We start from the raw sequence: 25856 nt of genomic DNA on the forward strand, positions 1-25856 counted from the left end.
AATTCACCGGCCGCATCGGCGACCACGAAATCACCTTCCCGCCAGACATCACCCCCGGCGCAGCCCACATCCTGGACCGACTCAAGCTCACAACCTAAAACGGGTCACTAAACTTGTGCAAGTCAGGTCAACCCAGCCCGTTCCATTGCCGCTGCGATTTATGGTGGGGGAGAGTCCTTGATGCAGCTGTGGGTCTTCCTTATCTTCCCGGTCGTGGGTGCTGTGATCGCTGGACTACTCTTCCGTCCACTGCTCGATGGCGTCCAGGAAGCCAAATCAGCTCCGCTGGAAGAGCTCTAACATTTACTTCCTCAAACTGTTCGGAACTCAACCGATGTTTGAGTTCCGAACAGTACGTCTTATAACGATTGGCCTTACGGAGCTATCCAACGAGCTTTGCTGCGGGTTGTTGAGCTAACTTCTTTGCTACAACAGCAGCACCGGCAGCTCCGACAAGTAGCCCGACCCCAATGATTTTCCTACGTCGCTGACGATGTTTTCCATGCCATATTCCACGAACGGCTAGGGCATCACCACCAGCCCTCGATTCATAGAGGTTTCCTGAAGTATCGGGGGCAGAATGCTTGCGGGATAGATGAGTTCGGTCGACCTGCAGCGCCATCAGACGTTCAGTAGCTCCCGGTGCGGCACGATGTCGTTTGATTATTTGTTTGGCTCCTGCACCCACAGCAATTTCTGATTTCGGTTTTACGGCCGCTTTGACGATGGCTTTAGCAATCGTTTCGGGCGGGTACACCGGTGGCATCGCTCGGACTTCACGTCCGCTGTAGTTGGCTGCCCGACTAAATAGCGGAGTATCAACTGCGGGCGGCAGCACGTTTACGACGTGAATGTCTTGTTCTTTGGCCAGCCACAGTTCTGAACGCAGACTCACCGATAGCGCACTCACGGCAGCCTTCGACATCGAATATGCTGCGGTAAATGGTTGGGGCACATTGGCCACGGAGGATGAGACGTTGATCAGCACGCCATGGCCCTGGTTTTTCATGTGGGAGATCGCAGTGCGACTGCCGTGTACATAACCCATGACGTTGGTCTCGAGCACCCGTTGGAAGTGATCCAGTGGCACGGTATCGACTGCTCCGAAGAGATGGACCGCTGCGCTGTTGACCCAAACATCAATCCGGCCAAAGCGTTCCATCGCATGCCGAGCCAACGCCTCAACAGCCTGTGCAGATGTTGTATCGGTCGGCACAGCTAGTGCCCTCACACCGAATTTGCGACATTCTTTGGCGGTCTTCTCTAATGCTTTTTCACCTCGGGCCGCCAGGACGACGTTGCTGCCAGCACGTGCAAATTGTCGAGCCGTGGCCCGACCAATACCGCTGGATGCGCCGGTGATCACCACAACGGCATCCTTGAGCCGAACCTTCGATTTCATCTATGCCTCCTAGCGGTGTCGAAGCGGTTGACCTACTCTTGCATTTCCATGTAGTCCAGCGAAGTCTGAGCGGTTTGTCCACTTTCCCAAGCATTCGCACCGGGTTGCACCATTGGTGTGGGAATGTCCTCACGCTGTTGCCGGATCTTCTGTGTTGAAATCCCCAGCGTCCGGTCGCGATGCTGCAGGAGGTCTTCGCGCAGCTGACCATCAGCAGTGAAACCCATCATCAACTGTGGAATACCGTACGGAAAGTCTTCGCGATCGTATTGCCAGGTATGGAAGGTTTTGCCGTAGGTGGTTACGAGATCTTCAAAATACGCGTGCTCTGCCAGTTGTGGGACGCCGGGTGCAACGAGCGCACCGGATTTCACTTCATAGTGGTGACTGTGCCACAGCTGCTTTTCGTCTTCGTCGAGTGTTTTGAACCGCTCTTCGCTAATGATGTATTCGATACCGATTAGCCGCGCATCGGGTTCGTTGCTATCGAAGATCACGCACTGGTGCAGGTCATGGCGCAGATGAATACAAAAGTGTGTGGCTTCGACTTGGCGGCCCCTATCGTCTGCGTAGAAGTGGAAGCCATTGAGATAGGTGCTCATAGCATCTAGTGGGTATTTATGTTGCATCAGATTCGAGCTGATATCCAACATGCGGTGTTTGATCGGGTGACCCTGACTAATTTTGGCGGTGGTCATAACTTTCTGGCCAGCGATAATTCCGGCTGCGGTTGCTGCGCCTGCCGCAATCCCGAGGCCAATACTTTTCAGATAATTCTGTCCCATGTCGCGACTCTACCGACTGCGCATAGGTATAGAAATAGGTCCCAGATATCGAAATGATTCAATACAAAATAGATGATCCGACTGTGCATACTCGCTGAATGGTCAGCTGCGACGCAGCAACTTTTGTTGCACAAGCATTCGACCTAGTTTCGAAGGCTAGGACGTCTCAAGAGAACCTGTTCTACACGAGAGATGCCCTTCAGCATCTGTTCGGCTCGGATATCAACGTACCGTGCGACAAGAAAAATATCTGAAAGATGCTGATTTGAAGCCTGGTGAAAGATTGGTTCGTGGTGGGCTACTCTATTGCGCAGCTCGTTTATTCGTGTCGTGACTTGCTCTAATTGGTGTCTATCTCGTAGATGTCGCGGAACTCCTTGCAACTGTGGCGAAATGAGCGGCCATATCGTCGTCTTATATCGTTTCTCGAGGAGAAAACGCTAGAAACCGAACGAGAACCCGGCTACCACCTTGCCTGGATATTCAAACTGTTGGTCTCGTGTTGCGCGGCGTATGGCTGATCGGATGTCGCGTTGAGCATGTGCAGAGAAAGGATAGGCGGAATCTTGATACCAACGCCCTCCAACGCTATGAGGAGCTAGAGCTGAATGGAATACGTTTCGTAGTAGGACTTCTGCGTGTCCGACTATTTCAAAATAGGCTGCGGATAATTCAGCATTCCACAAATACAGTTCTGTGGTTGGCGCGTCGGCAGCACGGTACCGGTTTAATCGCTCGGTACTGACCCACTGTTCTAACAAGGACTCATCAGGTGTGAACATTGAATTCTCTGCATCGCATGATCGTGTTAGCATTTACCTGAAAGCTCCGGAACGATCCCTGCCCTGAAAAATTGGGTATATCGCCGGAGTTACTGTTTTTCGGCGTTAAACAGTAATCAGGTCTGCATCTATGCTTATCAGGTTCATAGTATGGAAAAGCGCGCTATATCCTGGTCTGTGGAAAACTTGTAGGAGCAAATGGCGGATCCCTCACTTCGTCCTCTTCCTCGAGATCAGTTACCCTCGACTGGGATAGCGTTGCGAGAATACTTTCTAGTTCTTGGTTTCCACCTATGCACGGAGTGCTATTTTCTCGACTCTGCAATGTACCAAAGAGAGACGGTGCGCTCCCACTTGGGGAACGCACCGTCCTAACACTACAGAGTCGACCTGAGACCTCAGTCGACCTGAATCCTTGGCTTCGTGCAGTTATTCTCCGAAATCGTCTCATTCATCGTCGTTGGACGTTTCTTCATTCATTGGTCCCGAATCGTCAGTTTCGCCTTCTTCGGGATTGGTATCGGGGTCTTCGCCCTGTTCTGTGCCGGTGGCGCCGTCGTCATCCAGCGGGGTGCCACTTTGATCAGGCTGGTTGGCGTCGTCTTCGAATTCATCGAACTGTTCGGTGGTGGGCTCTTCCTCGACCGGGCTGGTGTCGTCGTCGGCACCGCAGGCACTGGGCGTGATGGCTAACAGGGCAGAACCGAGTAGGGCGGCGGATTTTTCCCATGGTGTTTTCATGAGCACTCCTTTCGCTGTGCAGTTACCTCAACTGCAAGGCGATTGTGTTCAGCTGTTGTTGGGACATGGTGAATTTCACCGTATGCCGTTGTCTTTCAGTACAACACGCGCCCGAAATGTGGGTCAATGTGCGATCGGTGACGGTGTTGAGTTGTCCTACCGTGCTGACGAGTAAGTGCAGTTAAACAACCGGCGCGGTACCTGCCACATTGTTGGACAGATACCGCGCCGTGCGTGCGTAGTGTGAGGGCTTACTCGCTTGGAGTGGCCGGGATGATCTCACCTTCGGGCCAGGTTTCGGTGATGTAGTCTGCGACCTCTTGGGAGTGCAGCAGTTCATCGAGTTTCTGGATGGCTTCGTTGCCGTCGTTGGAGGTGTTCCATGCCAGAACGTTGGCGTATGGGGAGTCGTCGGCTTCTTCAACGATCAGCGCGTCGTTGACGTCCAGGCCGGCTTCGAGGAAGTAGTTGCCGTTGATGATTGCGGCATCGATTGCGGCGTCGTCCACAACCTGGGCCAGGATTTCTGGTGGGTTCTCTTCGAATTTCAGACCCATGGGGTTCTGTTCTTCAGTCAGTGTCAGGGCTGCGGAGTCGCCGTCGATGTTTTCTAATAAGCCGACGGCTTCGAGCAGCAGTAGGGCGCGTGGCTGGTTGCCGGCGTCGGAGGTAATACCGATGGTGGAGCCTTCGCCGATGTCTTCGACGTTGTCATGCTGGGAGGAGAACAGCGCGTAGGGTTCAATGTGCACGCCCTCGCCGTGGGAGATCTCGTAGCCGTGGTCTTCGATCTGCTGTTCCAAGAATGGGATGTGCTGGAAGTAGTTGGCGTCCAGGTTGCCTTCGTCCATCTGACGGTTTGGCAGCTGGTAGTCATCGAATTCCACGATTTCAATTTCCAGGCCGGCATCGGAGCCGAGTTCTTCGGAAACGTACTGCAGAATCTGACCGTGGGGGACCGGGGTCGCGCCGACGGTCAGGGTGGTGACACCATCTTCGTTGGCGGTGGGGCCTTCAGCCTCTTCGGATCCGCCACCGCATGCGGCCAGCACCAGGGCTGATGCCGCAGCAAGACCGGTGAGAGCCAACCGGCGTGAGGTGCGTGATGATTTGAACATGTGTACTCCTGACATGGTTTTTTGTCTTGTGACCGTGCGCTGGTGTTAGCGCGGTTCAGCGGTGGTCAACAGCCGCTACTATTTTATCGCCAATCCATTGAATCAGTTGGACCCCAATGACCATGACGACGATGGTCACGATCATGACCTGGGAATCAAAGCGCTGGTAGCCGTAGTTATAAGCCAGCCGTCCCAGACCGCCGCCACCGATCAACCCGGCCATTGCCGAGTAGCCAATCAGCACCACGGTGGTGTTGGTGATTGCCGAGATCAACCCGGGCAGGGCTTCGGGTAAGAAGACTTTGGAAACGATCTGGCCGTTGGACATGCCCATGACCTGAGCGGCGTCCACGGTGCCGGAGGGGACTTCGCGCAGTGCGGTTTCTACCAGGCGAGCAAAGAACGGGGCGGTGGCAATGGTCAGTGAGACCGTTGCGGCAATCGGTCCGATCGATGTGCCAATGAGCCACTGGGTAAATGGAATCAGCGCCACCATCAAGATCGCATACGGGATCGAGCGGGTGATGTTCACGATGATCGACGACAAGATGATATACAGCACGCGCATCGGTGCCAGCCCGCCGGGGCGGGTCAGGTGCAAAATGATGCCGATAACCCCACCGATAATCACCGTGGCAACACCGGCGATGGCGACCATCACAATGGTCTCCCAGATTGCTTCGGGCAGCGCGGTCTGTAGTGCGCGGTTGTTCAGGAGTTCTTCAAACCAGTTCATGCTTGGACTCCTTGCTTGGCGCGTACACGTACGGAGAATCCGTGGCGGGCCAGGGTGGCTTCGATACCGGTCAAGTTAATGGGCTTGTCACTGTTGATGCCCAGCAGATAGTGGGCAAATCGGGTGCCGCTCAGGGTTTCAATATTGGCTGCGGCAATGTCCACCGTCACCGGGTTCTCGGCGGCAATGGTCGTGCCGATCGGGGTATTGACCGCATCAGCCTTGCCCACTACCTCAATGACCAGATCGGCGGTGACTTCATCATGTGTTGGCAGCGGCAACAGCGACCTCGACAGCTGAGAGTTCACGTCGCCTGCCACCTCGGAGAGTTTGCCGGATTCCAAAATCTTGCCGGCATCCAGTAGCGACACCGAGTCGCACAGGTTTTTGACCACTGACATTTCGTGGGTAATGATCACCACAGTCAGATTCAGACGCTCAGCAACCGAGCGAATCAGATTCAAAATGCCCTCGGTGGTATTGGGATCCAGTGCCGACGTTGGTTCATCGCACAGCAGTACATCCGGATCAGCAGCCAGGGCCCGGGCAATGCCCACGCGCTGACGCTGCCCACCCGATAATTGGGCAGGGTAGGTATCTTCCAGACCGTTCAGCCCTACGAGTTCAATCAACTCGATGGCCTTGGCACGGCGCTCAGCCTTCTTCGTGTTGACGATCTCCAGTGGCATCGCCACATTCTCAGCAACGGTACGCGAGGACAACAGGTTTGCGTGTTGAAACACCATGCCAATCCGACGGCGCGCATTGCGCAGTTCGGTATCGGACACCGCGGTGAGATCCTGACTGCCCACAATGACCTGGCCCTTGGTGGGGCGATCCAACAGGGTCAGGCATCTGACCAGGGTAGATTTACCCGCACCCGAACGGCCGATAATCCCGTGGATTTCGCCGTCGTCAATATCTAAATTGATGTCGTCGATGGCCACGACATCCCTGGTGGGCTGTCGATACACCTTGGTAAGCTCTCGAACGGAAATCATGGTGTCCTTATGAACGGTTTACTTGTTGACTCAGTATAAACACTGGCAGACTCAGACAGCGTAGACTCAGCCCTATTGGCTTAGCGGAAGGAAATAAACGTGTCGTCACTCATTGGCAAGAATCTGATGGAACCAGAACCAACCTTGCTGCCCGAAGAACCCGAGGTCAAGGCTCGCTACAATGCTGGCGATCTGCCCGAGGAAATTGCCCAACGTTTCCCCGCCTCCTCACTGGCCTGGGCTATGGCCTCCGAAGATGCTTGGGACGACGGACGCGAGCTGGAATCTTATGCCTATGCTCGCGTTGGTTACCACCGCGGCCTGGACTCGCTGCGCGGAGCCGGATGGAGGGGGACCGGCCCGATCCCATGGAGCCACGAACCAAACCGCGGTTTCCTGCGCGCACTGTACGCACTGGGCCGAGCAGCTGCGGCCATTGGCGAAACCGACGAGGTTGACCGCATCACCAAGTTCTTGAACGATTCGGACCCAACTGCTTCCGAACAGATCGAAGCCGCAAAGTAGGAGCCCGTTATGGCCACACCGGATGTTCGTCCTGTAGGAGACCTGCCCGATGCTATCGGTAAGACGGTGGCTCGCGAGTTGCAACTAGCCGGTGTGGATTCCTTAACGAAGGTTAGCCTGCATACCGAAAAGGAGCTTTTGGCCCTGCATGGCGTGGGGCCAAAAGCTCTCCGTATCCTGGCTGAAGCACTGGTTGAGAGGAATCTCGGCTTTCGTCAGGAATAATACGACGTAAATACGTTCGGCAGGCATTGGTATTCTCGGATCTCCACGAAAGAAATTAGATCACTCATACTGCCGCTTGATCCGATCCCAAACTTCTGCGGAAATTAGTTTGTCATTTGGGTTTGCAGTCCGAGCTGCTAGCCGCTGCTCCACCAGTGTTGCTTCTTCAGGGGTCACTGGTAATTCATCAAACTGCATCGTCGAAACTCTCTGCGATCTTTTGAGAATACAAAGTGTCGTAGTTTTCGGGGATATGACCTTGTCCCGCGAGAAATCCTGTCCGTGCGACTTTCTCTTCAGCCCCGACGCGTACAAGTTTCACCATCGGTTTGCCCGCTTTAGTGATCGTAATCTGCTCGCCGGCTGCCGCTGCGTCAAGAAGACGCGACAACTTCCTCTTTGCCTCATGCAAATTAACCGTTCGCATACTTCCTCACTCAGTCAAAATTTCTGAGGAGGGGTATTTATCGCGCTCTCGGGCGTCCACCGAAGAGCCGTTCTAACGGGATGCTGCCGTCTTGCCACGGCGTGATGATCCAAATGACGAAGTAGAGAACCCATCCGACGACGGGCAAGAGGAATGCGATCAGCACCAACAGTCGGACGAGCCAGACGTTGAGCTTCATCTTGGAGGCGAGGCCTCCCGCAACACCGCCCAGCATCCGTTTGGGACCTCTGCGAAAGCCCATTTTACGGATTGAATCAAATAGTGCGCTCATAACCCTGACGCTACGCTAATTCTGTGCCCTCGACAATACAAAATCATGGTCCAAGCGTACTGCCACCCAGGGCTAGATCGCGGTGGTGAAGTTGTAGAGAAGCTCGGCTGCTGGTTCCAGCTTGCTCAGAAAGATTTCAGCCTGCCGAGCTTCGTCACCCCAAGTCACCATGAACTCGATGCCATCCAGAGTAGAAGTGTAACTCACTCCAAAACCGTCGACACACGCTGGAGCAAACAGACTACGAACAACTACCTCGGCGCTGCCTAACGTTGATGTTGACAGGAAGTTCTCACGAGCTTTGGTATTTTTTGTGAAGAAATCTGCTTCAGCGCCACCGAGTTCTTGGGCAATGTACTCCAGCATCATCAGGTGCCGGTCGAATACCTTGCCCATATTGGCCGCCCCGACCCAATCTCGATGCGCAGTGAGTGCTGCAGCAAATTGTTCCTCAGTCGCCTGGCCTTGAACTAAAGCGGTCACGAAGTTCACGGCTTGAACCGTCACCGGACGAATCACCTCGGTACGACCGGCGCGGAAGTGACGCATATCGAATACTTCTGATTGCCCCCGGATATAGCCATAGGTCAACACCTGAGCAATCATCAGGATAAGTTGCGCCCCGGCTTCAAAACTGATCGGAAACGGGAGATTTTCATCTCGACGAACGATCACGCGTTCGGCATGCATCGCATGTGCCGCAGCTTCAACGGGCGACAGGTCATAGGCAACCCCGTGCCAAACCAACTCGTGGGGCTTTGCAACGTAGGCATCGTACTGGGCGTCGAGGGCTTCCAGATCCACTGCTTGCATTCGTGCCACAGCCGTTGCCAGTGTTCCGGGCTCGATGACCGAATGTTCGACGTGGACCGCCAACAGATCCGAATCCAGCGCAGCCAGATAGCTCAGCGGTTTATAGACCCACGCGTAGCCGGGTTCAAATGCCCAGCGCGCCAGGGTATCGACGTCGTTGGTTGCTTCCGGATCCAGCGTGAGGGTGAACAGCATGTTGACCAACCGGTTATACATGGACCGGTTTTCCGCGGCGTCCCAGGGAGCCCCGAGCGATAACAGTTCGGACCCGATCGAGGAGAACGCCGCGAAATGTTGGTGGGCAGGTTCCGTTTGTTGCAGCACAGTCTTCACAAACGATCGCAGCTGGTCGGGATCCAAGAGTTTGCCTTCTGGCCCGGTCAGGGCAACCTCCCACATCCGACCCTGGTACAAAATGCCGATCGTTCGGTAGGTTGGTCCGGTGCCGGCGCGCATCCACAGGTCTTCATCAATAGCCGGGGTGCGGATGCCGCCGTTGAATTCGGCCCACCCGTCCATCGACATGCGGCGTCCCTGGAGATCAAGTTCCGCAGGAGTCGCGCGCTTGGCCTGCAGGATGTGGATGCTGCCAATGCGCTGGAGCAGTTCGACAATCCGGTCGACGCCGGTAGCAGCGGTGGGCAGGTTGAGTTGATAGGTGGCATTGGTGGTCAGCTGCAGCGGCGCGCGATTGGTCAGGTAGCGTTCCATCCACTGCTCGACCATCCAATTGGAGCCAGTCTGGGCCATGGTAGCCGCGTAGTCTTCTAGGGTTTGTTGCAGCGCCGGGGCGTAGCCCATCATCAAATCGGCGATGGCCTGGTTGACGTCGGCTTCGCCCTCGGGGCCGTACAGTGCTGCCGATGCGGTGCGGTAGCGCTCCAGCGACTCATCAAGCCGCGGCACCGGAAGCTCCGGTAGATCGGCGGTCAAATGGTGTGGATACGTGCGCACGAAGGCTCCTAGAACACAGATAGCAATAATGCGTATCAGTCTACTTCGCTTACTCGACCCATTGACGCGGACCCTATCCACTGGCCGGCCTACACACCCAACGCAACACCGACGTGGGCAAGTATGACCATCCCAAGATGCTGGAAAATCGGTGCCAGCTTGTTTTTTCCGGCATCTGAGGTGTACCAGTCACATGCACTAGGGTCAGTGGGGACACCGAATAATTTCCAATCCCACCCGTATCAATTTGCCCGTCAGATCTTCACGCTGCACCACATTTCCAACGGTCGCATCGTCTGGAATATCGTGACCGGCACACAGGATAACGGGTCGCGCAATATTGTATGCATCCTGGGCAATCGTGAAGTCAACGGCGTTGAGCTCACGCTGTATGCGACCAACGGTTAGGCGCGTGGCACCCCGGGATTGAGTCCTACGGTGTGGCTCAGTAGGGCTTTTGTGTAGTCGTTGGTGGGGTTGGTCAAGACCTCGTCCACGGTGCCGTGTTCGATGATGTGACCCTGATACAGCACCGCGATGCGGGTGGCAACGTGGCGGGCCCATCGAATGTCACTTGCCAGGAACAAGATGGTCAGTCCGTGGGAATGGCGCAGCGACTTCAACAGCGCAATGATTGAGGCCTGCGCGGTGGCGTCCAATGCTGCGGTGACATCGTCGCACACCAGAACTGACGGCGCGGACACGAGTGCTCGGGCGATCACCGCCCGTCGGAGTTGTTCCGCAGACAACTCGGCCGGGTAACGATCATAGAATGCCGCATCTAAGCCCACTGCCTTCAGGGCTGCTGCAACGGTCTTGCGGCGCTGGTCGGCGGGCGTTGAGCCTGAGGTTTCTAACGGGACCGACAAAGACTCGCCGATGATGCGGTGCGGGTTGAACGAAGCAGTCGGGGAACCAATCAGGTACTGCACATCGAGGCGGTCTGCCGGACTGCGACGACGCACCCGCCGGGAGAGCGTTCTGCTACGGAGCTTGACGGCACCCTGATACCGCGGCAACAACCCTGCAATTGCTTGGGCCAGCGTCGTCTTACCCGCCCCGGTCTGGCCAAAGACAAACGTGCACTCACCGGGTGCAATGTCGAGCGTGATCCTCCGCAGGGCCTGATGTTTGCGGTAGGAAACGCTGAGGTCCTCTACCGCGAGGAGGTGTTCGCCGGCCCCGGCTCTTCGGCCGTGCTGCGCGCTCCTACCGGGCGTGGGTCCCGGAGTGGCCGTCAAATCGTTGGCCGCAGCCGCGTCTGGAACTGCGGAAAACAGGCTGCGCGTGACGGGATGTTCGGGTGCGGTGAGTGCCTGCTCGGGCGTGGTGGTCTCGACGATTTCACCGTTGTGCATGACGGCGATACGGTGACTGATGGATGCCGCGATGCCCGGATCGCGCGTGAGATAAAGACCGGCAATGTTGTGGGTGAGACTCAGGTGTCGGATGGTTTCCACGACTCGGTGCTGGGCGACGACGTCGAGGCCGAGGGTGGGCTCATCAAAGATGACCACGTCGGGGGTCAGCACAAAGGCCATGGCCAGGGTGAGGCGTTGTGGTTGGTCACCGGCTAGTTCGTGGGGCCAGTGCTGCTGGAACTCGTCGTCCTGAGGCAATCCGACATTTGCCAGCACCTGCGCAACTCGGGCGCGACGGTCGGCGTCGGTGGTGCCGTAGTTGTGCATCGCTAAGGCATCCAGGAGGTGTTCCCCAACCCGCATGGCCGGGGTCAGCGCCGTCGCGGGATTCGGCGGAACGTAGGCAATGCGGCGACCGCGCAGCGACCGGATGGTCTCCGCGTCAAGATCCAAGAGTTCAAAGGGTTCGGTCCCGTCCACCGGGTTGAGCATCAATGATCCGCTGACGTAGTCCACACCGCGGCGGAAATAGGCCAGGCAGGCGAGCCCGGCCGTGGTTTTACCGGCACCGGTTTGGCCAACGAGTCCCAGCATCTCACCGCGGAATAAGCCGAAGTGCACTTTGTGCAACACCTCGGTGGAATCCTCGGCGACCACGCGCAGGTTTCGAACGTTGAGCACAGGGGAGCACGGTTGCATTATCGGGTTCCTCTCACGCTGGCAGCTTGGTCTATGGCATGAGCCAACAGGCTGGTACCGATGGTCAACACCGCGATAGCCAGAGCCGGCAGCACCACTGCCCAGGGTTGCGTGGACAGGGCGACAAGGTTTTCGTTGAGCATCACACCCCAGTCGGCGGTGGGTGGCTGGATGCCCAGACCAAGAAAGGACAGCGACGCGATCAGACCAATCGAGTACGTAAACCGCAGGCAGATTGCAGCCAGCACGCGACCTGAAATGTGCGGCAGCATCTCACGCGTCAGGATGGTCCAGTGCGGCACCGCATACATGCGCGCGGCCAGCAGATAGTTCTGGTCTTTGACCGCCTGGATCGCCTCCCGAAGGCTCCGAGCAATCCAAGGCGCTTGCATCACCCCGATAACCACCACAATGACCCACCCGGTGGGCTCAAAAATCGCAATGGCAAACAGAGCCAGCACCAGCGTGGGCAATGCCAGCACGACGTCGTTGATGCGCATGATGATCCAGTCGATCACCCCGCCGAAATACCCGGCAATGACGCCGAACACCGCGCCCAGCACAACACCGATGGCGCTCGCAGCAATCGCATATCCCAATAAGGTCACGCCCCCGGCCAGCGCTCGGGACAGTACCGACCGGCCCTGAATATCTGTGCCGGCGGCACCGGTTGATTCGAAGGGCTGACCAATGAGCTCAGTGGGGGAGTGACCGGTCAGGGATTCGGCGAAAAGATACCCGAGTACGGTCACTACCAGCATGATGGCGGTGAGCACCGCACCGATCTTGCCGGATGGTTGCGCCCACACGTAACGCGCTAGCGAACGCGGCCGGGTGGCGGATTGGCGGAGCGTTTCCTGTGCGGTCATGTGGTACTCCTCAATCGCGGGTTGGCCAAAATCTCCACCACCTGGGCCAGCAGATGGACAATAATGCATACCAGAATCAACACCAGGACAATGGCTTGCACGACCTGCACGTCGCGAGTGCTCACCGCATTGACCAACGCCTGGCCCACACCCGGGTACTGGAAAAGGTATTCGACCACAACGACGCCACTGATCAGCCACGTCAGCTGCATCGCGACCCCTCGGGCGATAGGCCCAATTGTGAGCGGCGTGGCATGAGAACTCACGACGACGTTCTCCGGGACGCCTCGGAGCCGCGCCATTTCTGCAGCATCGGAATCCAGGGCTGCAACCAGTGCGGACCTGGTCACCCGGACCATATACGGTGTGGCCACCAGGACCAGCGTGAGTAACGGCAGCATCCATTGCAGCAGAGTTTCCCACCACGGTGTCTCTAATGCAGGCCCTGCCGGCAAGAAGGGAACTACCAAGGCTGCGAAGATCCCAAGGAGAACAATCCCCACGATGAATTCGGGCACGGCGGTCAGTATCAGCGAAATCCAGCCGGTACGATGCTTGGCCCTGGTCACTTGGCGCCGAGCTGAGGCTTTGCCAATCCAGAGACCCAACGTCGTCGCGATGATGACGGCTGCCGCCAGCAGTGCCAGTGAGTACGGAATGGTGGCAGCTAGAACTTCTGACGCCGGACGGCCAGTGTGCGAGGCGCCGAAATCTGCGAATATCACGCCGGCTAACCACTCGAAGTAGTGTTGTACAGGTGGCTGGGACACACTGGCAGGATCGCCCGGTAGCAGTCGGACGGCGGCAAATACGACGGCGGACAGCGCTATCGCGACCAGCAGGCTGATCCCTACGCGACGAAGAATCTGAATCTTCATGCTGCCACCTCCGCACTCCACCCGCGATGCGCGGGGGTTGGTGTGACGTATATTACACCGAACATAACAATGCGCCAGGTCGGGTACAAGATTTGGGGTGCGGTATACACCCTGCGAGACCACGTCAGGCAGACCAACGGGGACAGCGTGATTTGCCTGGGCCAATTCGCAGCGTGCCAATGGTCAGGGTTATACGGTGCTCTTATGTTTGAGCTGGTGCTTTATCAGAGTCGCGATTCAAGGCAAAACTGAGGTGGCCAGGTCGCCACACGAATGATGAGTCTTCTGACCTCTAGTGTTCGCTGTGAATGACCGGCGCCAGCGACCCGAAGAAGTCGTAGAGCAGATCGGCAGCAATCGGTAGATTGTCACAGAATTCCTCGGCTCTAGAAGTGTCCTGTGTCCAGGTGACCACGTACTCCGTCCCGTTATCTACAGTCGTGTAGTTCACGCCGAACCCATGCCGGGCGGTGGGTGCAAAGACAAATCGGATAATCGCCTCGGGAGTACCTAATGATGATGTCGATAGGAAATCTTCTTGAGCAACAGGATAATTGGCAAAGATCGCGGCATCGGCGCCACCGAGCTCTTGGCCAATGTATTGCATCATGAATAGGTGCCGGTCAAAGACCTGGCTCATTTTGGCGGCCTTAATCCAGTCGGTGTGCGCCGACACCGCCGCGGTGAATTGTGATTCCGTGGCCTGCTGTTCAACGAGCGCGGTCACAAACGTAAGGGCTTCCATCGTCACCGGCCGGATCGTTTCCGTGCGTCCACCACGATAGTGCCGCATATCGCAGGACTCATAGTGCGACCGGATTGTTCCGAAAGTCAGGTGCTGGGCGATCATCAAAATCAACTGTGCTCGAGCATCCGCACTGATCTCATATAGCAGCGGTTCATCTCGCCTGGCGACGACGCGCCTCGCAGACAACCGGGAGGATTGTTCGGTAATGCCTGCGAGATCATAGTTGACGTCGTGCCACACCAACTCCTGGGCAGCTTCTATGTGCGCATCGTGTTGGGTATCCAGCGTGGCAAGATTGATGTGCTGCATCCGGGTGACAGCGGTGGCCAGCGTTCCGCCGTCAATGACCGAATGTTCCAGACTGGCGGCCAACATGTTCGAATCCAAAGCGGTGAGATAGCTGATCGGTTTATACACCCAGGCATTGCCGGTCTGGAAGGCCCAGCGTTGGAGCGTGGCGATGTCATCGCTAGCGTCCGGGTCAATCGTGAGCGTGAACAACATGTTGGCCAACTGATTGTAGACCGGCTGGTTCTCTTGTGTCGTCCATGGTGCATCGGCGGCCAGGATTTCGGAACCCAACGCCGAGAAAGCAACAAAATTTTGGGTAGCCGGTGTGGTCTGTTGCAAGACATATTCGACGGAAGAGCGCAGTTGGTTAGCATCCAGGAGTTTGCCCTCGGCGCCGGTGAACGGAATTTCCCACATGCGTCCCAAATACAGGATGCCGATGGTTCGATACGTGGCTCCTGTGCCGGCACGCATCCAAATGTCGACCTCGTCGGCAGGGGTGCGGATGCCGCCATTGAAATCCGCCCAACTATCCATCGACATTCGACGGCCTTTGGGATCAACTTCGGCTGGCGTATCACGTTTGGCCTGCAGAATGTGGATACTGCCGATGCGCTGCAATAACTCCACGATCCGCTCAATGCCGGTGGATTCGGTGGGCAGGTTGAGTTGGTAGGTAACGTTATCGGTTAACAGCAGTGGGTCACGGTTGTTCAGGTATCGCTCCAGCCATTGTTCGGCCATCCAGTTGGAACCGGATTCCGTCATGGTTGCTGCGTATTCTTCCAACGTCTGTTGCAACGCTGGGGCGTGATCGTGCACAAAGTCCGCGATGCTCTGATTCAGCCCGCTGGCTTCGGCCGGATCCAATAGGGCTGCCGTTGCTTTCCGGAATCGTTCAAAGGATTCCTGCAGGGTAGGCACCGGTAATGGTGGCAGATCGGCGGTGAGATGATGCGGATACGTACGCACAAAAGTTTCCTTTACCTGGTGAAAGCAGCATGGCTAGTCTAGTCGTTGAAGGTACGAAAGTTTCGAGGTATGTTGCTAGCGGGCTCCAACCACCTGTCGGTGTCCTTGGGTATTGGTCGTGACCGACCTCGACTGCCATTGAGGTCTGATTTCTATGCTTGAGCTCTGGAGAGCATGAATTGGTAGTAGCGGGAAAGGAACACCAAAATGCTTCTAGATCCAGACGTTTCGCATAGTTTCCGAATCACAGCACTTTCTGAAACAAACGAAGACGAAGTCGTCAACTCCACGCAGGCGATTACCGCGGCGGAACGAGCAAGGCATATCGGACAGGCTATTCATAATTCCAATATGGAAGGTATGGAAGCTAGCCAGCAAGCGATATTGGAAACCTACGATTATATATCGGGCGAAATTAATGCTGAAACGTTGGTGGCTCGTGTGAGAGCCCTACACGGTCTTGAGCGTTAAAAACGATCCGTACTTGGAATCCGAGAACCGGCGTTTTAACAAATAAAGTCGGGGCCGAATCTCTTGAAGATCTAACTCAGATAGAAGCCGACTTAGTCATGGCTAGAACGGCTGAATTTCTGAGAACATTCACCCTTTTCAGGAAGGTCACGGTCGAGCACAGCGCACCATCTGGCTAAAAGTCGCCCACAACGCTGGTTGGAAGCTGGAATGGCGTCATGTTTCGGGATAGATGAATGACCTAGCTTCCGTGAAGCAGTGGTGACGGGAGATCTTGCCATAGTGCGTGAGCTCCTTCGTAAAGTGGTGGCTGGTCCTGTCACTTACAACCCGAAGAACTCAGGTAGGAATCAGACGGAGCGAGTTAGCCTGATTCGAACTAAAAAACGTAACCCATGAACTCCGGCAGAAGCCGTCTCTAACTTGACGTTATTTGAGTTCCACGATGTTGGCTAGCAGGGACTTCGTGTATTCGTGGGTGGGATTATCTAGGACTTTGTCCACGGTGCCGTATTCGACGAGGTCTCCCTCATTCAGTACCGCAATATGGGTTGCGATGTGGCGTGCCAGGGTGATGTTGTGCGTGACAAACAGCATGGTCAATCCGCGGGATTCGCGCAGATAATTCAACAGGGCAATGATCGATGCCTGCACCGAGACATCGAGTGCTGAGGTGATCTCATCACAGATCATGACCGATGGGGCATTCACAAGAGCTCGGGCGATTGCTGCGCGCTGGCGTTCACCACCTGACAAATCGCCGGGACGACGGTTATAAAACGACGCATCCAATTGGACGGCTTCCAGCGTTTCTTCGACCACGGCACGGCGCTGTTTCTTAGGCAGGATTCCGGACATATCCAGGGGTACCGATAGGGATTGGCCGATTGTACGGCGCGGGTTCAGTGAAGCGTAGGGGGATTGGAAAATATACTGCAAGTCTTGGCGCTGAGCCAGATTGCGTTTGCGGGTGCCGGTGGCTAGTTGCTCACCGCGCAGTTTCACAGTCCCCTCGTAGTGGTGTAGGAGGCCTGCGATTGAGCGCGCTAACGTAGTTTTGCCGGATCCGGACTCGCCCAGTAACAGGGTGCACTGACCCGGTTCAATGCCCAAACTGATGTTGTTCAAAACGGTGGTGTCACCGTAGGCTACGTTGAGGTTTTGCACTTCCAGCAAGTATTTTTCGTCCCACACCGTTGGCTCATCCTCGGAGGTATCGGATGCCTGAACGGTGCGGGCGCGTGGCAGCTCGGCAGTGGATTCCAGATCCTTTTCACCGGCCAAATCTGGGACTGCGGCAATCAGACGACGCGTGTAAGGGTGTTCTGGTCGGGTGAGGATTTGCTCCCAGTCGCCGGTTTCCACAACTTCGCCCCGGTACATGACGGCAACTCGGTGGGCAAGGGCCGCGACGACGGCCAGGTCGTGGGTGATATAAAGACTGGCCACATTGTGGGTGACAGTCATGTGCCTGATCGTCTCTAACACGTGGGCCTGGGTGGACACATCCAGGCCGGTGGTGGGCTCATCCAGCACCAGGACATCGGGGTTCATCGCAAACGCCATCGCAATACCGATGCGTTGCTGTTGACCACCCGACAGTTGGTGCGGCCAGCGGCGTTGATAGGCATCGTTATTGGGCAGATCCACATCGGCTAGGACTTCGGCGACTCGGGCCCGACGTTCGGCGTCACTGGAACCATACTTGTGGATGGTCAGGACCTCTAAAATTTGGTCGCCCACCCGCATAGCGGGGTTCAAAGACAGCGCCGGATCCTGTGGCACATAGGCGATTCGGCGGCCACGCAACGATCGGATGGTCTCGGCATCCAGATCAAGCAGGTTGAAGGGTTCGGTTCCATTGACCGGGGTGATCATGATGGAGCCGCCGGCGTGTTGAAGGCCTTCGCGGTAGTGGGCCAGGCAGGCCAGCCCGGCGGTGGTTTTACCCGAACCGGATTCTCCAACTAAACCTAGGACTTCGCCGCGATAGAGGTCAAATTCCACTCCGTGGATGATTTCGGTACCGTCGGTCGTGGCCACGCGCAGGTTGCGGACGGCCACCACGGGTTCGATCTGTGCGGTCATGGTTGTAGTCCTAACTGGTCTGTGTAGCAGTAGTTGCGGTGGCCCGGGCGATCGCATCGGCCAGTAAATTGGTGCCGATGGTCAAGATGGCGATCGCGATGACCGGCAGCAGCACACCCCAGGGCTGGATGGATAATGCGATCCGGTTTTCGTTGATCATCAGCCCCCAGTCGGCGGTGGGCGGCTGCATGCCCAGCCCCAGGAAGGACAGGGAGGCGATCGTACCGATCGAGTACGTCAACCGCAGCCCGGTTTCCACGGCAATAGGACCGGTGATGTTGGGGAAGATTTCGCGGGACAGGATTTGCCAGCGCGGCATCGCATACATTTGCGCAGCCAGGATGTAGTCCTGCGACGTTACCGATAGGGTCGCGGCTCGTGCAACGCGGGCGACACGAGGTGCATGGGTGAATCCGATGACTAACACCAGGACCCATCCGGTGGGCCCGAAGATCACGATGGCCAATAGTGCTAGGACCAGTTGTGGGAAGGCCAGTACGACGTCATTAGTTCGCATGATGATCGAATCGGTCACACCGCCTGAATACGCGGCGATCATACCCATGATCGACCCAAGAACCACTCCGATGGCGGTTGCCGCAACGGAATACCACAGCAAGGCCAAGCCTCCGGTGAGGAAGCGCGAGGCGACGGAGCGTCCCAGATCGTCGGTGCCAAACAGCCCAATGGATTCAAAGGGTTGGCCCATGAATTCGGTCGGGGAGTAGCCTGCGATGGCTTCGGCAAACAGGTAGCCGATGACTGCCAACAGGATGATGAAAACCGTCAGGATGGTCCCCACCTTGCCAGAAGGCTGCTGCCATACTCGCACCAAGAGTGGTTGGGGTTTGGACCCGGAGGTTTTGAGTGCTTCGGCTTGGCTCATTTGGCGCTCCTTAACCGCGGATTGGCCAGGATACCAACCACATCGGCCAGTAGGTTGACGATCACATAGACGACGGCGACCAGCAGCGAAATGGCCTGGACTACTTGCACATCGCGGTTATTGACCGCATCAATCAGCGCCTGGCCCACCCCTGGATACCGGAACAGGTATTCCACCACAACCACACCACCCACGAGCCAGGCCAGCTGGATGGCAATGACCTGGGCTACCGGGCCGATGGCATGCGGTAGCGCGTGGCGTAGGGTGACCTGGCGTTCGGGAACGCCTTTGAGACGCGCCATTTCAACATGGCCGGAACCTAACGCCTCGATCATGGTCGCACGGGTCATGCGCACAATATATGGGGTCACAACGATCACCAGTGTCAAGGCCGGCAGGATCAGTTGGAGCGGATACTCCCACACCCTGGTGCCCGGCGGGGCCATCGTCACGGCCGGTAGGATGCGGAACACTCCGGTGGCAAATAGGGTGATCAGTGCAATCCCGACGACGAATTCTGGCATCGCCGCCAGGATCAGCGATAACCAGGTGATCCCAGTTTCGCGTTTCGTGGCACGGTGGAATGCAGAATAGATCCCAAGCAGGATCCCAGCCGGCACAGCAATGATGGCCGCGGCTGCCAGCAGGACTAATGAGTTGACAACGGTTTCGCCCAGGAGCTCGGTCACCGCACCGCCAGTGGACACCGAGGTGCCCAGATCGCCGGTAAACAGTCCGGCCAGCCACCCGAAATAGCGTTGCACGGGTGGCTCATCGAGCCCCATTTGTGCATTGAGCGCGGCGATGCGTTCGGGGGTGGCCTGCTGCCCCAGGATGGCCCGAGCCGGGTCACCCGGCAGTAACAGGGTGGCCACGAACACCACAATGGACACCGCCAGCAAAATGAAAACGCTGATGCCCAGGCGTTTGAAAATCATCTTGGTCATTCGGCCACCTCCGCGATCCACACGCGGTGGAAGTTATAACCACCCAGGGGGCTACCGGTCGCGTTTTCTTGCAACCCAACCACGTAGCTGTGATAGGCATCCACCTGATTGAAGAAACCCCAGATGATATAGCCACCTTCTTCATAGAGACGTTGCTGTTGTTGACGGATCATCGCATAGCGTTGCTCATCATCGCGTTCTGCACGAGCTGCCGCCACCGCTGCCGCATAGTCTGCATCGAGCCAGTGCGTCTCGTTGAACGGTGCGCCTTCAACGGTGGACTGTGAAGTTTGGGCTAAAAAGTTTCGGGTATACCAGAACGACAGCGCGAAATCCCATTCCAAATAATTTTCCCAAAACGCCGTCTCGTCCAGTCGACGAATCGAAATATTGATCCCGGCTGCAGCGGCTTGTTGGGCGAATACCTGGGCGGCTTCCACCGCTCCAGATTGGATGGGGGCAGCCACAAGCTCCACGCTTATCCCGTCCGGATAGCCGGCCTCGGCCAGTAGCTGTTTGGCCTGGGCAATGTCTTGTTCCCGCTGGGGCAGATCTTGCGGATAAGCCGGGTCAAAGACGGCATACATGTCATTTCCCACAAAACCGTGACCGGAAAACACCTGGTCAACCATTTGCTGCCGATCAATGGCCAACCGGAAGGCTTGCCGAACGCGCACGTCGTCGAAGGGTGCGACATCAACTCGCATCGTAAAGGGCAACCACATTCCGGTTTCTGAATCCAGGACGCGTAACCGTTCATCGGCCCGCAGCACTTTTGCCAGGGCCGGCGGCAGCTGGGCGAGCGCATCCACCTGAGTCGACAGTAGCGCATTGATCATCGCATCGTTTTCAGAAAAATTCAGCAGGTGGACTTCATCCAGGTGTGCTGGTCCCTCAAAATGATGCTCATTGCGTTCCAATACCGTGGACTGAGCCGGTACGAAGTCTTTGAGCTTGAACGCTCCAGAGGACACCGGGTCACTCGGATCGTAATCCACCGGCACAATCCCCATTTGATACTGTGAAAATGCGTCATCCAACTCCGCATCGGCAGCGGATAACTCGATGTTCACGGTACGGTCATTGACTACTACGACGTCGGACACGTGCGTCAACATCGCGGCACCATTTTTCGGATCATCCGGGTCAGTAATGCGGGCAATCGTGGCTTTTACAGCATCGGACGTAATGGCACTACCGTCGGAAAATTTCAGCCCCTCCCGCAACACAACCGTCCACACGGTCGCATCCGTATTGGGCTCAAACGATTCGGCTAGCCGGTATTCCAGTTCATAGTCATCATTGCGACGCAACAGCGGTTCGTACAGGTTCACGCAGCGGGCGGTGTCGGCCGAGTTTGTCGGAATATGCGCATCCAACGTGTCAGCGGCGTCGCCACCTGTCAGCCCGACTCGCAAGATGCCGCCTTGGACGGGGCCGCTATCGGTGCGGTATTCAACCAGCGGGCCCGTGTTACAGGCTGTCAGTGTCCCCAAAGCTCCGAGCCCAAGGACGCCGCCCAAAAGCGTGCGCCGACTGAACGGCATCGTCAGCGAATTATATGCAGGTGTTGATCTCATCCACTATCCAAATGTTGAATCTAATACAGACGGTGAAACACAAAGCCTTACAGTGGATGAGGTTCTTGGAGCCTGCCGGCCAGTGTTTTGGATAATTTCGTGTCGTCAATACCCAGGTGTTTTGCGATTGCTCGCTGGGCGGGACTGGCATCTCGAATCACTTTTTTGGCACGCCGGACCGAGACTGAACTCTGAGAACATGATATAGCCGACATGATCTTGAACCTAACAACACCCCCGCAGGGTCGCAAGGTTTGAAAGCTTAGTCAGGTCTTTGGCAAAACCAACGTTCGATGAATTCAAACAATGTGGCAGCGTGCACTGGAAGCATCACGCTATCAAGTGCTGGCCTCAACGCCGCGTGTCCACGAGGCACGTCGAATCTTCGGGCTTTAACCGCGAGAACATAAACGGCGAGACAGGGTTGGCATTAGCGTTTCGGAGGACGCTTGCCTTCGAGCATTCGTTCCAGCGGAATGCTGTTATCGCGCCATGGCGTAACGATCCAGACGACGACGTAGAGAATCCAACCGATAACTGGTAGCAAAAATGAGACCAGGACCAAGAGCCGGACAAGCCAGACGTTGATACCAAAACGTGAGGCGATCCCTCCGGCGATACCACCTAAGATGCGTTGTGGTCCTCGGCGAAATCTGATGTGGCGGATGGAGTCGAAGATGGTGTTCATGGCATTGACGCTACGCGAAATCTTTTGTTCGCACTATAGCGATTTCGCTGTCAAAAGTGTTGCCCTGGCAAGCTCGGCCGCCGCAGGGCTGACGGTGCCATTGAACCACGCCCGTTGATCTTTCGGCGCGATGTACCACAACAAGATCGTTTGCCATGAGCCCTGAAATACGACGTCGTGGCTTTGCACAGGCTCATGATTGATGCGCCATCCAGATGCGGTGAGTATCTCGGCTACGGTCTGGAGTTCAAAACCGTCATCTGAGGTTGCTGCAAATAATAAGGACAGTAGTGCCGCATCATGGGAGAACGTGCGAGCGGATGGTTCAGAGGGTAAGAGACGGGCTGCTAAGTGATTCCACAACAGTGATGTTGTTTCTCGGCCGTCCTTGGCCGCCTTGGTGAGTAACAGGTCGCCCTTATATTTGCGCAGCAATCCGACCTGTTGAAGAGCCTCGCGAACGTGCATCACCGCTAGCATTTTTGACTCACCGCCGGTAGACAGTTCAAAATCTCTCAACCCGAGCTCTTCACCAAAACGAAACGCGATTTTGGGAGGAAGATATCCGGCGCTCGTGAGCCGTACCCCGGTGCCAATCTCGTCAAGGAGGAGCTGCACCGCGCTGAGTGAATCGACCAACTCGGGTTCTTCTGGCACTGGACGACCTGACCTTGGATCATCTGAGGCCAGTATTTCCAAACGATGGATCATCTCGGAGCGAGCCTGTTGGTCCTGACATTGGTTCAGAATGCTCTTGAACTGCGGAAACTGAGCGATGAGTGTTCGTGTTTCTTGGTCGAAGCCGAAGAGCTCTGGGACAGGTCCTGCCGGAGCGAAACCAGCGGGAGCTACCAGCCAGCTATCGATCGCTTCATTAATCTCATCGAGGTCAAAATAGGCTGGGTCGAAGTCGAACTCGTCGAGTAATTCTTGTTCGGTCATGCCGCGGGAGTCCTCCGGCGGTGCTGCTCGTCGGCCAGCGATGCAGACCGCGATGGGATCATCCGGCATGGCCTGACGGACCTTTTCGAGTTTGATGCTGTGGTGCCAGCTGTCACCGTAGTCATAGACATAGTTCAGCTTATCGCCGGGTTCTTGCAAGGTTTCGTCAAGGCGAACGTCGTCAACGAAGGTGCCTTCATCCTCGCCGTCGGTCATATCGTAGTCACAGAGGAAGTATTCACTATCCCAACTAAACGGGTGGCCAAGAGAGAAACGATATAAGTGGTAGTCATACCATTCGAATGCGCCCTGAATGACACGATGCAGGGTGAGTAGGGAAACGTCGGAGCGAATTTCAATGCGGCGCCAAATGGGAGGCCGTGCGCCGTCTAGATCGATGCGTAACTGGAAAATATAGGTTTCCGCAAGCCGATCGCGTCGTCTAACTGGTCGCGGGGGCCTCTCGTATCCAAAGCTGCTCATGAAGTCCATGGGTGCAGTTTACCGGCCGGATGAGGCGAGCCGTTTAGCTGGTCACCAGATGAATCGACGCAAGGACCGCAGCGGTAAGCACTAACAGGCCACCGGTGACCAGGCAGACCCGACCCGGGCCGGAGCGGGGATTGGCTTCTTCTGCGGTACCCATGACCGCCGTCGTTGAAAGAGCGATCAAGACAGCCATGCCAATGTAGAGCGGTGTTTGATACAGCCACGAATATAGGACGAAGTGCACCGCGGTGATCGTGGCAAATACGACCGGCACGAGCCCGTACTGGCGTTTGCTGATCAGATAGATCAGCAGCGGTAGACCAAGTAGCTGTGAAATACCGATCAGAATGGATAGCTGTGTGATCTCGTCGGGGACAGGTCTGGATTGACCGATGGCTCCGATCAGCGCAGACAAGCCTAGCGCGATGGGGAACGCCACCATGCCTTGGAACAGGGTCGCGTATGCGGCAGTGCGTTGGGACGCGCGTGACCAAAACACAGCACACACCAGCCAGGTCAAACCATAGGCGCTCAGAAACGCGACCCCTGACAGATTTTGCTCGGCGAGTTGTCCTAATGCATCGGCCAAATCCATGCTTGGTCTTCCTCAACGTGTGGGCTCCATTGTGGGCGCAGTTTAGCAGCCAACCATGCAATGGGTCTGCAGTTTGTGGGTGCTCGATGCTCGCGTCATGCTGGAGAAACCTCAACGGTGGACCACAGCTCATGCTGCAGCCCACCGTTGAGTGTGTGTTCGTTTGGAGGCTTTCAGTGCTGGTAATACTGGTCAGCCACCGACAGTGCCTCATCCAGAATGGCGAGCCCCTCGGCAACGACGTCGTCGTCGATATTCAACGGCGGCACCACATGGATGCGGTTGAAGTTCGCGAATACGATGAGGCCTAGTTCCTTGCATTTGGCAATGACCTTGCCCATCGCTTCGGAGCTGGAACCATAGGGTGCCAGCGGCTGTTTGGAGTCTCGGTTGGTGACCAGTTCGATTGCCCAGAAACAGCCCAGACCGCGCACATCACCCACCTACGGGTGTGCTTCTTGTAGACGGCGCAGGCTCGGCCCAATGACGTCGTCGCCCAGCCGGGTGGCATTGGCGTTCATGCCTTCGTCTTCCATCGCGTTGATGGTTGCTACAGCGGCGGCAGTGGCCAGCGGGTGACCAGAATAGGTCAGCCCGCCAGGGTAGACGCGGTTGCGGAACGTATCGAAGATCGCCTCGTTGATGATGACGCCGCCCAGGGGTACGTAGCCGGAGTTGACCCCTTTGGCGAAGGTGATCAGGTCCGGGGTGACGTTCCAGTGGTCGATGGCGAACCACTTGCCGGTGCGACCAAAACCGGACATGACTTCATCGGCGATGAAGACGATGCCGTATTTTTCGGTCAGCTCTCGCACTCCGGCCATGTAGCCGGCCGGTGGCACATAGATGCCCGCGGTACCCGGCACAGATTCCAGGATCAGCGCGGCGATGGTATCCGGGCCCTCGAGCACGATGGTGTTCTCGAGATTCTCCAGGGCACGAGCCACTTCCTGTTCCTCGGTCTCGGCGTGGAAGTAGGAACGGTACGGGTAGCACGGCAAAAAGTGTACGGTCCCGGTCGAGGCAGTATCCGATGCGAAGCGCCGTGGGTCGCCGGTGACATTGACAGCCAGGTGCGTGCCACCGTGATAGGAGCGATAGGCTGACAGCACCTTGGTTTTGCCGGTGTGTAAACGGGCCATGCGGATGGCGTGCTCATTGGCATCCGCACCACCGTTGGTGAAGAACACGTAGTCCATACCCTGGGGTGCACGCTCGGCAATCAGGCGAGCAGCCTCCGAGCGCGGTGCCGAGACATGTGCCGGCGCGATGGTCGCAATGGTCGCGGCCTGTTCCTGAATGGCCGCAACAACCTTCGGATGCTGATGTCCGACGTTGGTGTTGACCATCTGCGAGGAGAAATCAATATAGCGTTTTCCGGTTTCATCCCAGACGAAGGAGCCTTCGGTTTTTACCACGGTCATCGGGCTAAACGGATCCTGCGCCGCCCACGAGTGGAACACATGTGCTCGATCCAGCTCATAAGCGCGCTCGCCCTCGGCCCGCAACGCTTGGGTTACATCAGAAGAATGGGTAACAGTCATGACAATC

At 56.6% G+C, this 25856-nt stretch carries 25 protein-coding genes and 2 pseudogenes; 5 read left to right on the plus strand and 22 right to left on the minus strand.

Features of this window, described 5'->3' with window-relative positions:
- Window positions 1-135: 135 nt before the first annotated feature.
- Window positions 136-300 (plus strand): annotated as a pseudogene (locus A6F49_RS17650) (aquaporin Z); the annotation flags it as partial.
- A gap of 82 nt (window positions 301-382) precedes the next feature.
- On the opposite strand, the gene A6F49_RS04315 reads toward A6F49_RS17650, so the two are convergent.
- The 6 genes from A6F49_RS04315 to A6F49_RS04345 form a co-directional block, all read right to left on the minus strand.
- Window positions 383-1402 carry an SDR family oxidoreductase gene (locus tag A6F49_RS04315; RefSeq protein ID WP_043057277.1) on the minus strand — a complete coding sequence of 340 codons (1020 nt, stop codon included), beginning with the start codon at window positions 1400-1402 and terminating at the stop codon, window positions 383-385.
- Window positions 1403-1434: 32 nt separating this feature from the next.
- Window positions 1435-2187: an OBAP family protein gene (locus A6F49_RS04320; RefSeq protein ID WP_043057276.1), complete on the minus strand. Its 753-nt coding sequence runs from the start codon at window positions 2185-2187 to the stop codon at window positions 1435-1437.
- Window positions 2188-3416: 1229 nt separating this feature from the next.
- Complete coding sequence (locus tag A6F49_RS04330) at window positions 3417-3710, minus strand: hypothetical protein (protein ID WP_043057275.1); 294 nt, start codon at window positions 3708-3710, stop codon at window positions 3417-3419.
- 251 nt (window positions 3711-3961) lie between these two features.
- Window positions 3962-4828, minus strand: a complete 867-nt coding sequence (locus A6F49_RS04335) for a MetQ/NlpA family ABC transporter substrate-binding protein (RefSeq protein WP_043057274.1) — start codon at window positions 4826-4828, stop codon at window positions 3962-3964.
- A gap of 55 nt (window positions 4829-4883) precedes the next feature.
- Window positions 4884-5564 carry a methionine ABC transporter permease gene (locus A6F49_RS04340; protein WP_043057273.1) on the minus strand — a complete coding sequence of 227 codons (681 nt, stop codon included), beginning with the start codon at window positions 5562-5564 and terminating at the stop codon, window positions 4884-4886.
- Window positions 5561-6565 carry a methionine ABC transporter ATP-binding protein gene (locus tag A6F49_RS04345; RefSeq protein WP_043057272.1) on the minus strand — a complete coding sequence of 335 codons (1005 nt, stop codon included), beginning with the start codon at window positions 6563-6565 and terminating at the stop codon, window positions 5561-5563. The genes A6F49_RS04340 and A6F49_RS04345 overlap by 4 nt, the downstream gene beginning before the upstream one ends.
- A 126-nt stretch (window positions 6566-6691) precedes the next feature.
- On the opposite strand from A6F49_RS04345, the gene A6F49_RS04350 reads away from it, so the two are divergent.
- Together A6F49_RS04350 and A6F49_RS04355 are read left to right on the plus strand one after the other, a co-directional pair.
- Window positions 6692-7090 carry a DUF3151 domain-containing protein gene (locus A6F49_RS04350; protein WP_043057301.1) on the plus strand — a complete coding sequence of 133 codons (399 nt, stop codon included), beginning with the start codon at window positions 6692-6694 and terminating at the stop codon, window positions 7088-7090.
- A gap of 9 nt (window positions 7091-7099) precedes the next feature.
- Complete coding sequence (locus A6F49_RS04355) at window positions 7100-7315, plus strand: helix-hairpin-helix domain-containing protein (protein ID WP_043057271.1); 216 nt, start codon at window positions 7100-7102, stop codon at window positions 7313-7315.
- A 60-nt stretch (window positions 7316-7375) separates the two neighbouring features.
- Here the strand turns inward: A6F49_RS04355 and A6F49_RS17980 are convergent, their stop codons facing one another.
- From A6F49_RS17980 to A6F49_RS04370, 4 genes are all read right to left on the minus strand, one after another.
- Window positions 7376-7513 carry a hypothetical protein gene (locus A6F49_RS17980; RefSeq protein WP_161485768.1) on the minus strand — a complete coding sequence of 46 codons (138 nt, stop codon included), beginning with the start codon at window positions 7511-7513 and terminating at the stop codon, window positions 7376-7378.
- Window positions 7503-7742 carry a type II toxin-antitoxin system Phd/YefM family antitoxin gene (locus A6F49_RS04360; RefSeq protein ID WP_043057270.1) on the minus strand — a complete coding sequence of 80 codons (240 nt, stop codon included), beginning with the start codon at window positions 7740-7742 and terminating at the stop codon, window positions 7503-7505. Before A6F49_RS04360 ends, A6F49_RS17980 begins: the two co-directional genes overlap by 11 nt.
- Window positions 7743-7779: 37 nt before the next feature.
- Window positions 7780-8034, minus strand: a complete 255-nt coding sequence (locus A6F49_RS04365; protein ID WP_043057269.1) for a PspC domain-containing protein — start codon at window positions 8032-8034, stop codon at window positions 7780-7782.
- A gap of 72 nt (window positions 8035-8106) precedes the next feature.
- Window positions 8107-9801, minus strand: a complete 1695-nt coding sequence (locus tag A6F49_RS04370) for a choline/carnitine O-acyltransferase (RefSeq protein WP_043057268.1) — start codon at window positions 9799-9801, stop codon at window positions 8107-8109.
- A gap of 207 nt (window positions 9802-10008) precedes the next feature.
- On the opposite strand from A6F49_RS04370, the gene A6F49_RS18680 reads away from it, so the two are divergent.
- Window positions 10009-10209 (plus strand): LLM class flavin-dependent oxidoreductase, encoded by a 201-nt coding sequence (locus tag A6F49_RS18680; protein WP_043057267.1) that lies wholly within the window; start codon window positions 10009-10011, stop codon window positions 10207-10209.
- Here the strand turns inward: A6F49_RS18680 and A6F49_RS04380 are convergent.
- From A6F49_RS04380 to A6F49_RS04395, 4 genes are all read right to left on the minus strand, one after another.
- Complete coding sequence (locus A6F49_RS04380; protein WP_043057266.1) at window positions 10206-11861, minus strand: ABC transporter ATP-binding protein; 1656 nt, start codon at window positions 11859-11861, stop codon at window positions 10206-10208. The two genes, A6F49_RS18680 and A6F49_RS04380, sit on opposite strands and share 4 nt — an antisense overlap.
- Window positions 11861-12730, minus strand: coding sequence for an ABC transporter permease (locus A6F49_RS04385; protein ID WP_043057265.1), 870 nt, complete (start codon window positions 12728-12730; stop codon window positions 11861-11863). Before A6F49_RS04385 ends, A6F49_RS04380 begins: the two co-directional genes overlap by 1 nt.
- Window positions 12727-13608, minus strand: coding sequence for an ABC transporter permease (locus tag A6F49_RS04390; RefSeq protein ID WP_043057264.1), 882 nt, complete (start codon window positions 13606-13608; stop codon window positions 12727-12729). The genes A6F49_RS04385 and A6F49_RS04390 overlap by 4 nt, the downstream gene beginning before the upstream one ends.
- 292 nt (window positions 13609-13900) lie before the next feature.
- The gene (locus tag A6F49_RS04395) at window positions 13901-15619 is read right to left on the minus strand and encodes a choline/carnitine O-acyltransferase (protein WP_043057263.1); all 1719 of its coding nucleotides are present in this window, start codon (window positions 15617-15619) and stop codon (window positions 13901-13903) included.
- A gap of 207 nt (window positions 15620-15826) precedes the next feature.
- On the opposite strand from A6F49_RS04395, the gene A6F49_RS04400 reads away from it, so the two are divergent.
- Window positions 15827-16090, plus strand: coding sequence for an antitoxin VbhA family protein (locus tag A6F49_RS04400; protein WP_043057262.1), 264 nt, complete (start codon window positions 15827-15829; stop codon window positions 16088-16090).
- A 429-nt stretch (window positions 16091-16519) separates the two neighbouring features.
- Here A6F49_RS04400 and A6F49_RS04405 read toward each other — a convergent pair whose 3' ends face one another.
- The 8 genes and pseudogenes from A6F49_RS04405 to A6F49_RS04440 all read right to left on the minus strand — a co-directional run bounded on the left by A6F49_RS04405 (window position 16520) and on the right by A6F49_RS04440 (window position 25849).
- Window positions 16520-18178 (minus strand): ABC transporter ATP-binding protein, encoded by a 1659-nt coding sequence (locus A6F49_RS04405; protein WP_043057261.1) that lies wholly within the window; start codon window positions 18176-18178, stop codon window positions 16520-16522.
- A gap of 10 nt (window positions 18179-18188) precedes the next feature.
- On the minus strand, window positions 18189-19064 hold the full coding sequence (locus A6F49_RS04410; protein ID WP_082911593.1) for an ABC transporter permease: 876 nt from the start codon (window positions 19062-19064) through the stop codon (window positions 18189-18191).
- Window positions 19061-20011 carry an ABC transporter permease gene (locus tag A6F49_RS04415; RefSeq protein WP_043057260.1) on the minus strand — a complete coding sequence of 317 codons (951 nt, stop codon included), beginning with the start codon at window positions 20009-20011 and terminating at the stop codon, window positions 19061-19063. The genes A6F49_RS04410 and A6F49_RS04415 overlap by 4 nt, the downstream gene beginning before the upstream one ends.
- Complete coding sequence (locus tag A6F49_RS04420) at window positions 20008-21591, minus strand: ABC transporter substrate-binding protein (protein WP_082911594.1); 1584 nt, start codon at window positions 21589-21591, stop codon at window positions 20008-20010. The genes A6F49_RS04415 and A6F49_RS04420 overlap by 4 nt, the downstream gene beginning before the upstream one ends.
- Window positions 21592-22021: 430 nt before the next feature.
- Window positions 22022-22279: a PspC domain-containing protein gene (locus A6F49_RS04425; RefSeq protein ID WP_043057259.1), complete on the minus strand. Its 258-nt coding sequence runs from the start codon at window positions 22277-22279 to the stop codon at window positions 22022-22024.
- A gap of 33 nt (window positions 22280-22312) precedes the next feature.
- Window positions 22313-23713 carry a plasmid pRiA4b ORF-3 family protein gene (locus A6F49_RS04430; protein ID WP_043057258.1) on the minus strand — a complete coding sequence of 467 codons (1401 nt, stop codon included), beginning with the start codon at window positions 23711-23713 and terminating at the stop codon, window positions 22313-22315.
- Window positions 23714-23747: 34 nt separating this feature from the next.
- Entirely contained in the window at window positions 23748-24305 is a 558-nt protein-coding gene (locus A6F49_RS04435) for a DUF7010 family protein (RefSeq protein WP_043057257.1), read from the minus strand.
- A 173-nt stretch (window positions 24306-24478) separates the two neighbouring features.
- A pseudogene (locus A6F49_RS04440) lies at window positions 24479-25849 on the minus strand (aminotransferase class III-fold pyridoxal phosphate-dependent enzyme).
- Between the last annotated feature and the right edge of the window lie 7 nt (window positions 25850-25856).

It is taken from the genome of Enteractinococcus helveticum (assembly GCF_001657475.1).
GTDB classification, from domain to species: domain Bacteria; phylum Actinomycetota; class Actinomycetes; order Actinomycetales; family Micrococcaceae; genus Yaniella; species Yaniella helvetica.

Coding starts and splice junctions, on each gene's coding strand:
- A6F49_RS04315 (WP_043057277.1), bottom strand. CDS start 1,402: ATGAAATCGAAGGTTCGGCTCAAGGATGCCGTTGTGGTGATCACCGGC.
- A6F49_RS04320 (WP_043057276.1), bottom strand. CDS start 2,187: ATGGGACAGAATTATCTGAAAAGTATTGGCCTCGGGATTGCGGCAGGC.
- A6F49_RS04330 (WP_043057275.1), bottom strand. CDS start 3,710: ATGAAAACACCATGGGAAAAATCCGCCGCCCTACTCGGTTCTGCCCTG.
- A6F49_RS04335 (WP_043057274.1), bottom strand. CDS start 4,828: ATGTTCAAATCATCACGCACCTCACGCCGGTTGGCTCTCACCGGTCTT.
- A6F49_RS04340 (WP_043057273.1), bottom strand. CDS start 5,564: ATGAACTGGTTTGAAGAACTCCTGAACAACCGCGCACTACAGACCGCG.
- A6F49_RS04345 (WP_043057272.1), bottom strand. CDS start 6,565: ATGATTTCCGTTCGAGAGCTTACCAAGGTGTATCGACAGCCCACCAGG.
- A6F49_RS04350 (WP_043057301.1), top strand. CDS start 6,692: ATGGAACCAGAACCAACCTTGCTGCCCGAAGAACCCGAGGTCAAGGCT.
- A6F49_RS04355 (WP_043057271.1), top strand. CDS start 7,100: ATGGCCACACCGGATGTTCGTCCTGTAGGAGACCTGCCCGATGCTATC.
- A6F49_RS17980 (WP_161485768.1), bottom strand. CDS start 7,513: ATGCAGTTTGATGAATTACCAGTGACCCCTGAAGAAGCAACACTGGTG.
- A6F49_RS04360 (WP_043057270.1), bottom strand. CDS start 7,742: ATGCGAACGGTTAATTTGCATGAGGCAAAGAGGAAGTTGTCGCGTCTT.
- A6F49_RS04365 (WP_043057269.1), bottom strand. CDS start 8,034: ATGAGCGCACTATTTGATTCAATCCGTAAAATGGGCTTTCGCAGAGGT.
- A6F49_RS04380 (WP_043057266.1), bottom strand. CDS start 11,861: ATGCAACCGTGCTCCCCTGTGCTCAACGTTCGAAACCTGCGCGTGGTC.
- A6F49_RS04385 (WP_043057265.1), bottom strand. CDS start 12,730: ATGACCGCACAGGAAACGCTCCGCCAATCCGCCACCCGGCCGCGTTCG.
- A6F49_RS04390 (WP_043057264.1), bottom strand. CDS start 13,608: ATGAAGATTCAGATTCTTCGTCGCGTAGGGATCAGCCTGCTGGTCGCG.
- A6F49_RS04400 (WP_043057262.1), top strand. CDS start 15,827: ATGCTTCTAGATCCAGACGTTTCGCATAGTTTCCGAATCACAGCACTT.
- A6F49_RS04405 (WP_043057261.1), bottom strand. CDS start 18,178: ATGACCGCACAGATCGAACCCGTGGTGGCCGTCCGCAACCTGCGCGTG.
- A6F49_RS04410 (WP_082911593.1), bottom strand. CDS start 19,064: ATGAGCCAAGCCGAAGCACTCAAAACCTCCGGGTCCAAACCCCAACCA.
- A6F49_RS04415 (WP_043057260.1), bottom strand. CDS start 20,011: ATGACCAAGATGATTTTCAAACGCCTGGGCATCAGCGTTTTCATTTTG.
- A6F49_RS04420 (WP_082911594.1), bottom strand. CDS start 21,591: ATGAGATCAACACCTGCATATAATTCGCTGACGATGCCGTTCAGTCGG.
- A6F49_RS04425 (WP_043057259.1), bottom strand. CDS start 22,279: ATGAACACCATCTTCGACTCCATCCGCCACATCAGATTTCGCCGAGGA.
- A6F49_RS04430 (WP_043057258.1), bottom strand. CDS start 23,713: ATGGACTTCATGAGCAGCTTTGGATACGAGAGGCCCCCGCGACCAGTT.
- A6F49_RS04435 (WP_043057257.1), bottom strand. CDS start 24,305: ATGGATTTGGCCGATGCATTAGGACAACTCGCCGAGCAAAATCTGTCA.